Origin of the sequence: Thiomonas sp. OC7, from assembly GCF_900634595.1 — a bacterium.
Classification (GTDB): domain Bacteria; phylum Pseudomonadota; class Gammaproteobacteria; order Burkholderiales; family Burkholderiaceae_C; genus Thiomonas; species Thiomonas arsenitoxydans.
Map to the genome: position 1 here is coordinate 576,076 of NZ_LR131953.1, position 12,635 is coordinate 588,710.

Genomic DNA, 12,635 nt, shown 5'->3' on the forward strand with positions numbered 1-12,635 from the left:
GAAAAAAACCCACAGCATTAGTGTGGGCTTGTTCTGCAACTTATTCATTTACTAGGTGTTTTTTGGTCGGGGCGAGAGGATTCGAACCTCCGACCCTCTGCTCCCAAAGCAGATGCGCTACCAGACTGCGCTACGCCCCGACGAAGCTCGCCATTCTACCGGGTGATTTCCCTCGGGTCGGTTTCAGCCTGGGCCAAAGCCCAGCGGACATGCTCTTGCAGCAGCGCTCTGGCATGCGGGAGTGCGCTCTGCAGTGCTTGGATAGCTGCTTGGCGCCAGGCCGTCTCGTGATTGCCTCGAAGGCCGTTGCCCAAGGCAACGGCGAGGTTGCGCTGCCAGCGCTCGAAGCCGATGCGGCGAATCGGGCTGCCCTCGGTGCGCTGCTCGAACTGCGCTTCGCTCCAATTCCACAGGTCGAGCAGCTGGGCCTGGTCAAAACCGTGGCGGGGATCGAAATCGGGCAAGGAGCTGCGCTGGGCATAACGATTCCAGGGGCAGATCAGCTGGCAGTCGTCGCATCCGTAGATGCGGTTGCCGATCAGCGGACGCAGTTCCAGGGGAATCGGCCCTGCGTGTTCGATGGTCAGGTAGGAAATGCAGCGCCGCGCGTCGAGTTGTTCCGGGCCAAGAATGGCCTGCGTCGGGCAGATGTCGATGCATTTGCGGCAGGTGCCGCAGTGGGCACTTGCGGGGGCATCTACCGGGAGGGGCAGACCGATGAATATTTCTCCCAGAAAAAACATCGATCCGCTATCGCGCTGCAGCAGCAGGGTGTGTTTGCCGCGCCAGCCGAGCCCGGCGCGTGCCGCCAGCTCCACTTCCAGCACGGGGGCGGAGTCGGTGAACACGCGCACCACGCCCGGGGCGATCTGGGCGGCGATGTAATCGGCCAGTTGTTGCAGCTTGCGCCTGAGCACCTTGTGATAGTCGCGTCCTCGGGCATAGACGGAGATCGTGGCCGCTTCGGGTTGCGCCAACCTTTGCCATTCCGCATCGCGCCAGTCGGCCGGGCTTGCGCTCGGGAGATAGTCCAGGCGGGCAGTGATGACGCGTAGCGTGCCGGGCACCAGTTCCGCTGGGCGGGCGCGCTTGAGGCCGTGTCGCTGCATGTAGTCCATGCTGCCGTGGTGTCCTGCGGCCAGCCAGTCGAGCAGGGGCGCCTCGGCCGAGCGCAGATCGACCCCGGTGATGCCGATTTGCGAAAATCCCAGCGCACGCCCCTGCTGTTTGATGTCTTGCGCCAGCGCGCGCAGGCGCTCGGGCGATGTGCTGAGTTGCTCCATCCGCGCCATTCTAGAAATCTATCCATGCCCCCTGCCGCCCTGCCCCTGCTGCTTGCCAATGAACACGACACCGAAGCGCTGGCGCAAGCCGTGGCTTTGGCGTGGGCGCAACACCCGACGCCCCGCCTGCTGATCACCCTCGACGGCGATCTCGGCGCAGGGAAAACCACCTTTGCACGCGCTTTTTTGCGTGCATTGGGCGTGCAAGGGCGCATCAAAAGTCCCAGTTTCAGCCTGCTGGAAGAGTACACCCTCGACATTCCGGACCTACAATTCAAGGGAACTCTTCGGACCTCGGCCTATCACATTGATCTTTATCGCTTTTCAGACCCGCAAGAGTGGGACGATTCTGGACTGCGCGATGTCGTGGGCGGGCCGGGGGTCAGTCTGGTCGAGTGGCCGCAGCGCGCGCAGGATTTGTTGCCCGCTGCCGACTTGAGCGTGCACCTCGAACCGCTGGGAGAGCAGCGCCAGTGCACGTTGCAAGCCGAGACTGAACTGGGACAGCGTTTGTTTCGCGCCTTGCCGGAGGGTTTGAAGTCCGGTTGATGCCGTGGGTGGGCTGCTGCTCCCCCGGTTTTTGAGCAGGAGCCTGAACATGATGACCCCACCGCGTCGGCGTTTTCTCGTGCAATCGTCCAGCCTCGTGCTGCTGCTGACGGCCCCCATGATTGCGCGGGGCGCCACCTTGATGTCCATCCGCGTCTGGCCGGCGCCCGAATACACCCGGCTGACGCTGGAGTCGGACGGCCCCCTGAGCGCAACCCATCAGGTCTTGAGCGATCCGCCGCGACTCGTGGTGGACATTCAGGGCCTGCAGCTCGACAACCAGTTGCGCGATCTGGCGGGCAAAGTGAAGGCGGACGATCCCTTCATCAAAGACGTGCGCGTGGGCCAGTTCAAGCCCGACGTGGTGCGCTTGGTCATCGATTTGAAGCAGGCGGTCAAACCGCAGGTCTTCAGCCTGCTGCCGGTTGCGGCCTATCAAAACCGGCTGGTCTTCGATCTTTATCCCGCCCATTCAAGTGACCGGCTGATGGCGTTCATGCAGCAGCAAGAAGCGCTCGACCGCGAACGCCAGCTTGGCGCCGGTTCCAATACGCCGCCGCAAACCCTCGCTCAGGCCCAGCCGCAACAGTCCGATTCGCTTGGCGACTGGATCCGCCAGCACCGCAGTGAACTCGACAGCCCGCAAGCCGGGCAACCGCAGCAGTTCGCCCGCGCCGATACGCCGCCCCCGCCACAGCGCCCCGACCCCGTGCGCCGCGACCGCCGCAACTTTCGCAGCGTGCTGCTGGCGATCGACCCCGGTCATGGCGGCGAAGACCCTGGCGCCACGGGCCCCAGCGGGGTGCACGAGAAGGATGTGGTGCTGCTCATCGCCCGCCACCTGCGCGACCTGGCCATGAACACGCCGCACATGCAAGTGATGATGACGCGCGACAGCGACTACTTCGTGCCGCTGTGGACGCGGGTGGAGAAGGCGCAATCGGCCAATGCCGACCTGTTCACCTCCATCCATGCCGACGGCTGGTTCACGCCCGAGGCGCGCGGCGCTTCGGTGTATTGCCTGTCCGATGGCGGCGCGTCCAGCGTGGAGGCGCGGCTGATGGCGCAACGCGAGAACGCGGCCGACGCCATTGGCGGCATCGACATCAACTCGCGCAGCTATCAAGTGGCCAAGGTGCTGCTCGACATGTCCACTACCGCCAAGATCAACGCCAGCCTGAAAATGGCCCGACCCACGCTGGGCAAAATGGGAGAGCTGGTGCATCTGCATTCCAAGCAAGTGCAGCAGGCAGGGTTCGCCGTGCTGAAGTCGCCCACCATTCCCTCGATGCTGGTGGAAACCGCCTTCATCAGCAACCCGGAAGAAGAGGCGCGGCTACAGACCCCGGCCTATCGCAAGCAAATCGCGCGCGCTATTTTTGAAGGCCTGCGCGCCTACCTCGACACCAATCCGCCCCTGGCCCGCCGTCGCATTCTGACCTGAAGCTGCTCCACGGCGCCCGTGATTTCAGAGCGCCAGCCCGAGCTGCTCGCGGCTGATGATCACGCCGTCTTCATCGGCGTAAAGCCATTCGCCGGGGCGCACGATCACGTCCTGAATCGTCACCGCGACATCGACCCTGCCTTTACCGTGTTTCTCCGGTGGAGCGGGCATGGGCGCCAGTGCCAGCACGCCGATAGGTACCTGCAGAATTTCATGCACATCGCGCACGCAACCATTGACCAGCACCCCGGCCCAGCCGTTCTGGCTGGCCAGCGCAGCGAGGTTGCCGCCCAGCAGCGCGCGCTTCATCGAAGCGGCGCCATCCACCACCAGCACCCGGGCCATGCCGGCCGACTCCAGGGTGGCGCGCACCAGGGCGTTGTCGTCGTGACACTGCACCGTGGCGATCTTGCCGCGAAAACGGCTGATCTTGCCGAAGGAGCGGAAAACCGGCGGCAGCACCCGCAGCGCATCGGTGTGCAGGGCGTCGCGGTGCGCATCGCACAGATCACAGGTTGAAAACAAGGCGTGCATGTCCATTCCTCCAGATGCATTCTCATTGTCTGCAAGCATTGAAGCAGACCCGCTTTGCGCGAAGGCTGTGTCAGGTCAAGTCCTCTACGATGTGGCTCTCAAAGGCCCGCCCTGTTTCTGTCTGATTCCATGCCCATTCTTGCGCTCAAAATCGATGTCGATACCCTGCGGGGCACGCTCGAAGGCGTACCTGCCCTGCTGCGCCTACTCGACAAACATCAACTCCGCGCCACCTTTTTATTCAGCCTCGGGCCAGATCACACCGGGCGCGCGCTCAAGCGGGTGTTTCGCCCCGGCTTCCTCGCCAAGGTTCAGCGCACATCGGTGACCAGCCACTATGGCCTGAAAACCTTGCTGTACGGCACACTGCTGCCCGGCCCGGACATCGGCCGACGCGCCGCAGATCCCATGCGAGACGCCGACCGCGCCGGCCATGAAACCGGCGTGCACACCTGGGATCACATCCTCTGGCAAGACTACGTGGTGCGCAAAAATGCCGACTGGACCCGCCGTCAGCTGCAGCTCGCTGCCAACCGCTATGGCGACATCTTCGGCCGCCCCCCGCAAGTGCACGGCGCCGCCGGCTGGCAGATGAACGACGCGGCCTATTTGCTGGAGCAGGAACTCGGCTTCACCCTGGCTTCGGACGGTCGGGGCACCCGTCCCTTTCTGCCGGTGGTGCAGGGGCGCACACTTTCCGTTCCCCAGTTGCCAACCACCCTGCCGACGCTTGACGAGCTGATCGGCGTGGACGGCTTGAATGAACACAATGTGGCCGATCACCTTCTGCGCCTGAGCACCGACGGGCGCGACCATGTCTACACCCTGCACGCCGAGCTGGAAGGCGGCCGTCTTGCTCCCGTGTTCGACCGTCTGCTGCAAGGCTGGAAGGCGGCTGGCTTGCATTGCACCTCGATGCGCGGTTATGCCGACTCGCTGAACCTGGCCTCATTGCCACACCATGCGGTCCGCCTGGGCAGCATTGCCGGGCGCAGCGGCACCCTCGCCTTGCAAGGTGCCGCCGTATGACGCGCACTTCGGTCGCTTCAGAGGGTCAACCCGACGATACGAGCGAGCCCGACACCCCCTGCGTCGGCGTGTGCTCCACCGGGTTCGACGATGTTTGCCGCGGCTGTCTGCGCACCGCGGCGGAGGTCGGTCGCTGGGTGGAGATGAGCCCGGCAGAAAAGCGCGCGGTCTGGGCGCGCATTCTGGCCGAGGGCTATGTCCCGCGACGGCGTGATTGAGTTCTCCCGCCAGATGGAGTCCAACACCGCATTCCCGGTGGATGACTGCGCCGCAGCATCAATCATTCCCTTGTTAGTATCGATCTCATTTTCGACCCCACCGTCATACTCTCCATGCCCCCGACCATCACCAAAGCCGTCTTCCCCGTTGCCGGTCTCGGCACGCGTTTTCTGCCCGCGACCAAAGCCACTCCGAAAGAGATGATGCCCGTGGTCGACAAGCCGCTCATTCAATATGCGGTCGAAGAGGCCTATGCGGCGGGCATCACCGAAATGATTTTTGTCACCGGCCGCCACAAGCGCGCCATCGAGGATCATTTCGACACCGCCTACGAACTGGAGCATCAACTTGAAGAAGCGGGCAAACAGGCCATGCTCGACGTGGTGCGCAGCGTCAAACCCGACAACGTGCAATGCGTGTTCGTGCGCCAGCCCGTGGCCAACGGCCTGGGCGCGGCGGTGCTGTGCGCCGAGCGTCTGGTGGGCGACGAGCCGTTTGCCGTCATCCTCGCCGATGACTTGCTCGTCGGCGAGCCGCCCGTCATGGCGCAAATGGTCGAGATTCACAGCCGCCATGGCCGCAGCGTCCTCGCCACCGAAGAAGTGCCGCGCGAGCACACCAAACGCTACGGCATCGTCAGCGGGCAGGAAATCACACCCGGGCTGACCTCGCTGTCGGGCATCGTCGAAAAACCCGCTCCAGACGTCGCGCCCAGCACCCAGGCGGTCGTGGGTCGCTACATCCTCAGCCCCCGCGTGTTTCATCATCTGCGCAACGGCAAGCCCGGCGCCGGAGGCGAAATTCAGCTCACCGACGGCATCTCCGCGCTGCTGCACGAAGAAGCGGTGTACGCCTATCGCTACAGCGGCCGCCGTTTCGACTGCGGCAGCAAGCTCGGCTATCTCGAAGCCACGGTGCAACTGGGCATGTCTCACCCCGAGACCGGACCGGAATTCAGCGCCTATATCAACAATTTGTGCGCAGGCCACGCAGCAAGCTAAAGCTTGCCTAGGAGTCGGGCTCGGGGCTTGGGTAAAAATGGCGCTGCCGCACCCTGGCCGGTGGGCGGACCAAGGCCCTTCGATGCCCTATCGAATACGGGAAGCGCCCTTCGTGGGTGTGTGCGGCACCTTCAGCGCCGCCGCAGCAGGTGGTGGTATTCGCCGCCCTCGGTCTTCTGATCGACTAGGGCGTTGCCGGTCTGACGAGCGAAGGCCTGAAAGTCTTTCACCGAACCGACGTCGGTGGAGACGATGCGCAGCACCTGGCCGCTTTGCATCTGGGCGAGTGCTTTCTTGGCCTTGAGGATGGGCAGCGGGCAGTTCAGTCCGCGCGTATCCAGGTCGACATCAATCACAGGTTGCTCCACACGAATCTCCAGGTTTTGGCGCGATGAGTGCATTTTAGGGGCGCATTGCACGGCCGCACGCGCCTGCCGACAATGGGGGCAATCGCACTGTTTTTAATGCCCCAAAAATGAACCTGAGCTCGCTGTTCTCCATGCCCGGCAACACCGCCACGCTGGACTTCTCCAGCTTGAACGAGCAGCAGTTGCTCGCCCTGGCCATTTCGCTCGAAGAGGACGACGCGCGCATCTACAGCCAATACGCGCAGGCGTTGAACGCCGATTATCCCGACACGGCCGCGCTGTTCCGCGGCATGGCGGCCGAAGAAAACACACACCGGCATCGTCTGCTCGATCTCTACCGCAAACGGTTTGGCGATCGCATTCCGCTCATTCGCCGCCAGGACGTGCGCGGCTTTATCGAGCGCAAGCCGCTGTGGCTGGTGCAGCCGATCGATCTGGACAAGTTTCGCGCCCAGGCCGAGTTGATGGAAGCCGAGTCGCGCATGTTCTACGCCAAGGCCGCGCGGCACGCGACCGATACCGGCATTCGCCAGTTGCTCGGCGATCTCGCCGCCGCTGAAGCTGCGCACGAGCAGAAAGCCGAAGCGCTCGGCAACCAGTTCATCACGCCGCAAGCCATACGCTCCGAGCGCGAAACCCAGCGCCGCGCCTTTGTGCTGCGCTTCGTTCAACCTGGCCTGGCGGGGTTGATGGACGGTTCCGTCTCTACCCTAGCGCCGCTGTTCGCCGCAGCCTTCGCCACGCATGACACCTGGGCCACCTTTCTGGTCGGCCTCGCAGCCGCGCTGGGCGCTGGCATCAGCATGGCGTTCGCCGAAGCCATGTCAGACGATGGTTCGCTCACCGGGCGTGGCAGCCCTTGGCTACGCGGCGGCATCACCGGTCTGATGACCGCTTTGGGCGGCCTGGGCCACACCCTGCCCTACCTGATCCCGAACTTCCACCTCGCCACCACGCTGGCCTTCCTCGTGGTCGGCGTGGAGTTGATCGTGATTGCCTGGATTCGCAAGCGCTATATGGATTCGCCCTTCGGCTTGGCGGTGCTACAGGTGGTTGTCGGCGGTTTGCTGGTTTTTGCCACGGGCATCCTGATCGGCAGCGCGTAATCACAGCCGGCGTTTAGGACCTGGTAACGCCATTGGTCTTGATCCACGCGCCGATTTGCGGCCACGCCTCGTCGAGCGTGCGCTTGCCCATGAACAGGCCTACATGCCCGCCAGGCACGATGCGCTTCTCGATCTGGCTGGCGGGTGTACCGCAGAGGCTTTCAGCGGCGAAGACCTGCTCGTGCGGCGTAATGTCGTCGCTCTCGCCCGCAAGCAGATACAGCGGGCAGGTGATGTCTTTGAGGTGCAGCGCACGGCCCTGGCCGATGAACTGGCCTTTGGCCAGCAGATTGCGTCGGAACAGCTGGTCGATGACTTGTAGATACCAGCGACCGGGCAGGTTCAGCGGGTTTTCATACCAGCGCTCGAAGGCTTCGGTCTTGCTCAGCCAGACCGGATCGTCGATGTGCTCGTACAGGTCGATGTGCTCCTGCACATAGTGCTGCTCGGGGTGCATGTTCTTCCAGCCGGCCAGCATGTATTTGCCCAACATCAGCCCGCCGCCGCTTTCCACCAGTTCTTCATAGAAGCTCATCGGCGTTTGCTTGACCATTTTCAGCAAGGGGCCGTGACCGGCGTGGGTGTCGATGGGAGAGCCCGCCAGCACCAGGCTGGCGACCTTGTCGGGAAAGCGCGCGGCCAGCATCGCCGCCATCCAGCCGCCCTGGCACAAGCCGACGAGGTTGACGCGGCCGCCAAGGTCGTCGATACAGGCGAGAAAGTCGCCGAGGTATTGATCGACTTCGAGGTCTTTCATGTCCGGCGTGGCGCTGTGCCAATCGGTGAGGAATAGCGGGCCGACTCCGCTGTTTGTCAACGTCTGCATCAGGCTCTGGCCCTCGTGATAGTCGGCGATCATCGAGGTGTGCCCGGCATAGGGCGCATTGACCAGGGTGGGAATGCCTTTGGCACCGGGCGCGGAGTAGTCGCACAGATCGAGGGTGCGCAGCTTCAGCCGCACCGTGTGCTCGGTGGCGAGCTTGGGTTTGATGCCCCCGTGCAGAAGCAACTCCTCGTCGAGAAACTTCACATTACGCGCCGCCAGCTCCATACCCTGCTCGGCCATATCGGTCGCGAGTTGCAGCGGCCAGAAAAAAGGCACGTTGAGATTGGGTTTGGCGGGCTTGGGCTTGGGGTCAGACATGGAAAACCTCCTTCAGGCAATGGCAAAGCGGCGGAACAGGGCTCGCTTGATCAACAAATCCAGCAATAGGGTGAAAACGACCGTCGCCAGTAAAACCATGCCCACGACGAATCCGGGCAAAGCGGCCATCAACACGCCGAAAGCCGCCAGCAGACAAACGATGATCACGTCGCCGATACTGGCCGCCGCCATCCAGCGCGACGGAGCGAGCGACCATAGCGGGCCGTTGCTGCGCAGCAGATAGATGCCAGCCTGATTGCCGAACACCAGAATCAGGAACACCACGGTCTGCAACTGCGCCAGGCTCAGCCCCTGCGCCTGCGCCCAGACATACACGCCCCAGGCGAACAGCAGGCTCAAGACCGCGAGCACGATAGACGCGCCCATGAGTCGGCGCACCTGCCAGTGCTGCGGCTGGGCCGAGGGGTGGACGCGGTCGGTGGCGATACTCATGGTGGCGAAATCGTTGGCGAACAGCATCAGCACGATGAGCAGCGGCGAGATGACGAAATGCCCGGTCAGCAGCAGGCCGAAAGTGAGGAACACCACGATTTCCAGCGTGCGCAGCACCTTGTTGAGGGTGTAGGTGAGCATGCGCCGGTGCACCTGCCGCCCGGCGCGCACCACGGTGAGCACCCCGCCCAGCCCCGGGTCGGTGAGCACCACTCCGGCGGCCGCCTTGGCCACATCGGTGGCGCTGGCCACGGCGATACCCATCTCGGCCTGGCGCAGCGCGGGGGCGTCGTTGACGCCATCGCCGGTCATGCCGGTGACATGCCCGGCCTTTTGCAGCGCGGCGACGATGTGGTGCTTGTCCTCGGGCAGCACGCGCGCGTAGAGGTCGCATTGCGAGGAGTCGAGCGCCACGTCTTTCTGGATGTGGCACACGCGCGTACCCAGGCCCAGCTCGCCGCCGACGGCGCGCGCGGTTTCTTCGGCATCTCCGGTGGCCATGCACACGCGCACGCCGAGCTGCTTGATCTGGGCGATGAGGTTGGCGGCGTCTGGCCGGGGTGGATCGGACAAGCCCACCACGCCCAGCAACTGCAACGCATCATTCGCGCCCGCCGCCACCGCGAGCACGCGCGCGCCGCTGGCGGCGAGCTGTTTCTCCGCCGCGTCCAGCGCAGCCTGCTGCGCGGCGTCGAGATGACACAGCGGACCAATGACCGTGGCGGCGCCCTTCATCGCGCGCCAGGGCTGACCGTCCACGGTGTAGAGCCCTTCGCTGCGCCGCGTCGCGGGATCGAAGGGGTGAAAGGCACTGCGTACAGGCGCATCGGCCAGCAGCCTGCGTTCGCGCGCGGGGGCAAGGAGGGCCAGATCGAGCGGGTCTTGCGTGGCATCGTCGCTGGCCAGCGCGGCGGCGCGCAGCACGGCGTCTTCATCCGTACCCTGCACGAGCGCCGTGGCGCCCGCATAGCGCAAGCTGTTCTGCGTGAGCGTACCGGTCTTGTCGGACACCAGCGTGTCCATCGCCGCAGCCTCCTCCACTGCGGGCAGCCGCGTGACCAGCACGCCCTGATGCGCCAGCAACTGGCTGCTCACGGCTGTCGCCAGGGTGTAGGTGGCAGGCAGCGCCACCGGCACCGAGGCCACCAGCAGCATGAGCGCGAATACTGCCGTGTCGAGCAAGGGCAGGTGATGCCACAGCGCGAAGCCGATGACGATGGCCACGAGCACGAGGTCGAACACCACCAGCCGTTTGACGATGGCGAAGATGGTGCTTTGCATGTGGCTGGGCGCGTTGGAGGTACGCACCAGTTCGGCGGTGTGGCCGAAGAAGGTGCGTGCGCCGGTCGCGGTGACGACGCCCGTGGCCTCGCCCTGTCGCACGATGGCGCCGGTGTAGGCCGGTTTGCCCGCACCCGCGTCCACCGGCAGCGATTCGCCGGTGAGCGCCGACTCATCGAGCGACACGGCGCCATCGAGCAGCCGCAGATCGGCCGGCACGATATCGCCAGCGCGGATGTGCACCACATCGCCCGGCACCACCTGCTCGGCGGCAATCTGCTGCCACTGCGCGTCGCGCCGCACGCGCGCGTTGACGTGCAACTGCTTGCGCAGCAGCGCCAGCGCATCCTTGGCGCGCTGTTCCTGCACGAACGCCACCACCGCGTTGAACACCAGCAGCACGGCGATGACCAGCGATTCCAGCCCGCGCCCGAGCAGCACCTGCAGCACGATGACGGCTTCGAGCATCCAAGGCACCGGCGCCCAGAACTTCGCCAGCAGTTGCCGCCACGCCGGGACGGTCTGTTCGGCAATGGCATTGGGCCCGACACGGGCCAGCCGTGCGGCGGCCTCGCTCGCGCTCAGCCCCTTGCTTGGATCTGTCTCTGGCCAGTCGCCCGACTGCACGGGCTCGGCTTCAGCTTGGGCAGGGGTCTTTGCGGCCATCGTGGGTTCCTATAACTTGAAGGCGCGTGCGGCCTTGTTGATGCCTTCGCTGAGCATGGGATGCGGAAACACCGTATCGGCCAGGGCCTTGGCGCCGAGCCCTTGTTCGAGTGCCAGCGCCAGCGGGGCGATCAGCTGCGCGGCGTCCATGCCGGCGATCTGCGCCCCCAGCAAGCGGGCGTCATGGCGATTGAACACCAGTTTGATGAACCCTTGCGTTTCGGCATAGATCTGCGCCCGCGAATCTTCGGCATAGTCGTAGCGCATCACGGCCACGGCGTCGGCGCCCAGCGCCGCTTCGGCCTGCGCTGCGGTCTGTCCTGCATGAGCCAGTTCGGGCTCGGTGAACACCGTCATGGGCACGGCGTGGAACGGCATGCGATCCACCGCCTGCTCGCCCGCAGCGATGCAGTGCGCGGCCACTAGGCTTTGCCGCACGGCGGAATGGAACAACATGCTGCGTCCATTGATATCTCCCGGCGCCCATACCTGCGGGTTGGACGTGCGCAGGGTGTCGTCCACTTTGACATGCCCGCGCTCCATCGCCAGACCGAGGTGCTCCACACCTTCAGGCAGCACGGCCACGCGGCCGGTGGCCATGAGCACGGCGTCGCCCTGCAGGCTGCGCTCGCCGCCGCCCTGCTTGTAGCGCACGTGATAGCCATCGCCATCGCGCGCGATGCTCAGCACCTGCGCGGAGCATTCGATGCGCACGCGCTGCGACAGACTGGCATGCAGAAAAGACGCCAGTTCGGCATCGAACCCTGGCAGCACCTGAGGCGCATATTCGAGAATGCTGCACTGGGCGCCGAGGGCCTGCAGCATCGACGCCGTCTCCACCCCGATGTAGCCGCCGCCGATGATGACGAGGTGTTGCGGCAGCGGCAGATCGGCGCCGAGGCGGAACAGATCGTGCGAAGTCAGCGCCAGATCAGCCCCGAGTATGGGCAGGCGCGCGGGCGTCGAGCCGGTGCCGAGGATCAATTGGCGAAAGCGGACTTCGCGCGAACCGCTGCCATCGCCAGCATCGATGCGCGCGCGACCCGGCGCGACGATCACGCCGCGCCCCTGCACGAAGGCGACGCCGCCCGCGGCGATCTCGCGCGCATGTTGCTCGTAGCGGGTGTTCTGCACGCGATCCTTGTGCGCCAGCACCGCGCCCCAGTCCACCGCGGGCTTGCCGCCGCGCAGACCGAAGCCGTCGAATTTGTCTGCCAGACTGCGCACCAGCGCCGCCTCGCGCACCGCCTTCGAAGGCACGCAACCTTCGGCCAGACAGTCGCCGCCGAGATTGCCGATCGGATCGACCATCAGCACCGACCGCCCGGCCTGGGCGAGAAAAAAGGCCCCTGGATACCCTGCGCCACCGGCGCCGAGCACGAGCACATCCACGTCGTCGCTCAGGGCGGTCAGCGGGGTTGAAAATTCGAGTGCCATTCCATCCTCCAGACTCTATGCAGAATGCAAAGCATTGGATTGCGGCGGCGCAACATGGCGTTTGACTTGCATCAAGCTCGCCAGACCTGCGAATGTCAGACACGCTCCAAAATGCAACGCG

Annotated in this window: 12 protein-coding genes and 1 tRNA gene; 6 read left to right on the top strand and 7 right to left on the bottom strand. The window is 64.7% G+C overall.

The window, feature by feature from the left end:
- Positions 1-63: 63 nt before the first annotated feature.
- Both BIO17B3_RS02745 and queG read right to left on the bottom strand, forming a co-directional pair.
- Positions 64-140 (bottom strand) — tRNA-Pro (locus BIO17B3_RS02745).
- Positions 141-155: 15 nt separating this feature from the next.
- Entirely contained in the window at positions 156-1,283 is a 1,128-nt protein-coding gene (queG, locus tag BIO17B3_RS02750) for a tRNA epoxyqueuosine(34) reductase QueG (protein ID WP_156052929.1), read from the bottom strand.
- Between the two features lie 24 nt (positions 1,284-1,307).
- On the opposite strand from queG, the gene tsaE reads away from it, so the two are divergent.
- Together tsaE and BIO17B3_RS02760 are read left to right on the top strand one after the other, a co-directional pair.
- A complete protein-coding gene (gene tsaE, locus BIO17B3_RS02755) occupies positions 1,308-1,832 on the top strand; it encodes a tRNA (adenosine(37)-N6)-threonylcarbamoyltransferase complex ATPase subunit type 1 TsaE (RefSeq protein ID WP_156052930.1) in 525 nt (174 codons plus the stop codon).
- Positions 1,833-1,881: 49 nt separating this feature from the next.
- Entirely contained in the window at positions 1,882-3,276 is a 1,395-nt protein-coding gene (locus BIO17B3_RS02760; RefSeq protein WP_156052931.1) for an N-acetylmuramoyl-L-alanine amidase, read from the top strand.
- Positions 3,277-3,300: 24 nt separating this feature from the next.
- On the opposite strand, the gene rraA is transcribed toward BIO17B3_RS02760, so the two are convergent.
- Positions 3,301-3,810, bottom strand: a complete 510-nt coding sequence (rraA, locus tag BIO17B3_RS02765) for a ribonuclease E activity regulator RraA (RefSeq protein WP_156052932.1) — start codon at positions 3,808-3,810, stop codon at positions 3,301-3,303.
- A 129-nt stretch (positions 3,811-3,939) separates the two neighbouring features.
- Here rraA and BIO17B3_RS02770 point away from each other — a divergent pair, with 129 nt between their 5' ends.
- The 3 genes from BIO17B3_RS02770 (at position 3,940) to galU (ending at position 6,059) form a co-directional block, all read left to right on the top strand.
- Complete coding sequence (locus tag BIO17B3_RS02770) at positions 3,940-4,839, top strand: polysaccharide deacetylase family protein (protein ID WP_156052933.1); 900 nt, start codon at positions 3,940-3,942, stop codon at positions 4,837-4,839.
- Entirely contained in the window at positions 4,836-5,057 is a 222-nt protein-coding gene (locus BIO17B3_RS02775; protein WP_156052934.1) for a DUF1289 domain-containing protein, read from the top strand. Before BIO17B3_RS02770 ends, BIO17B3_RS02775 begins: the two co-directional genes overlap by 4 nt.
- 114 nt (positions 5,058-5,171) lie before the next feature.
- On the top strand, positions 5,172-6,059 hold the full coding sequence (galU, locus tag BIO17B3_RS02780; RefSeq protein ID WP_013106180.1) for a UTP--glucose-1-phosphate uridylyltransferase GalU: 888 nt from the start codon (positions 5,172-5,174) through the stop codon (positions 6,057-6,059).
- Between the two features lie 131 nt (positions 6,060-6,190).
- On the opposite strand, the gene BIO17B3_RS02785 is transcribed toward galU, so the two are convergent.
- Positions 6,191-6,427 (bottom strand): sulfurtransferase TusA family protein, encoded by a 237-nt coding sequence (locus BIO17B3_RS02785; RefSeq protein WP_232054165.1) that lies wholly within the window; start codon positions 6,425-6,427, stop codon positions 6,191-6,193.
- A gap of 107 nt (positions 6,428-6,534) precedes the next feature.
- Here BIO17B3_RS02785 and mbfA point away from each other — a divergent pair, with 107 nt between their 5' ends.
- Positions 6,535-7,533, top strand: a complete 999-nt coding sequence (gene mbfA / locus BIO17B3_RS02790; RefSeq protein ID WP_156052936.1) for an iron exporter MbfA — start codon at positions 6,535-6,537, stop codon at positions 7,531-7,533.
- A 13-nt stretch (positions 7,534-7,546) separates the two neighbouring features.
- On the opposite strand, the gene BIO17B3_RS02795 is transcribed toward mbfA, so the two are convergent.
- The 3 genes from BIO17B3_RS02795 to BIO17B3_RS02805 are packed head-to-tail and all read right to left on the bottom strand — an operon-like array spanning position 7,547 to position 12,514.
- Positions 7,547-8,677, bottom strand: a complete 1,131-nt coding sequence (locus tag BIO17B3_RS02795; protein ID WP_156052937.1) for an alpha/beta fold hydrolase — start codon at positions 8,675-8,677, stop codon at positions 7,547-7,549.
- A gap of 12 nt (positions 8,678-8,689) precedes the next feature.
- A complete protein-coding gene (locus tag BIO17B3_RS02800; RefSeq protein WP_156052938.1) occupies positions 8,690-11,077 on the bottom strand; it encodes a plasma-membrane proton-efflux P-type ATPase in 2,388 nt (795 codons plus the stop codon).
- A 9-nt stretch (positions 11,078-11,086) separates the two neighbouring features.
- Positions 11,087-12,514 carry a dihydrolipoyl dehydrogenase gene (locus BIO17B3_RS02805; RefSeq protein ID WP_156052939.1) on the bottom strand — a complete coding sequence of 476 codons (1,428 nt, stop codon included), beginning with the start codon at positions 12,512-12,514 and terminating at the stop codon, positions 11,087-11,089.
- Positions 12,515-12,635 lie beyond the last annotated feature (121 nt).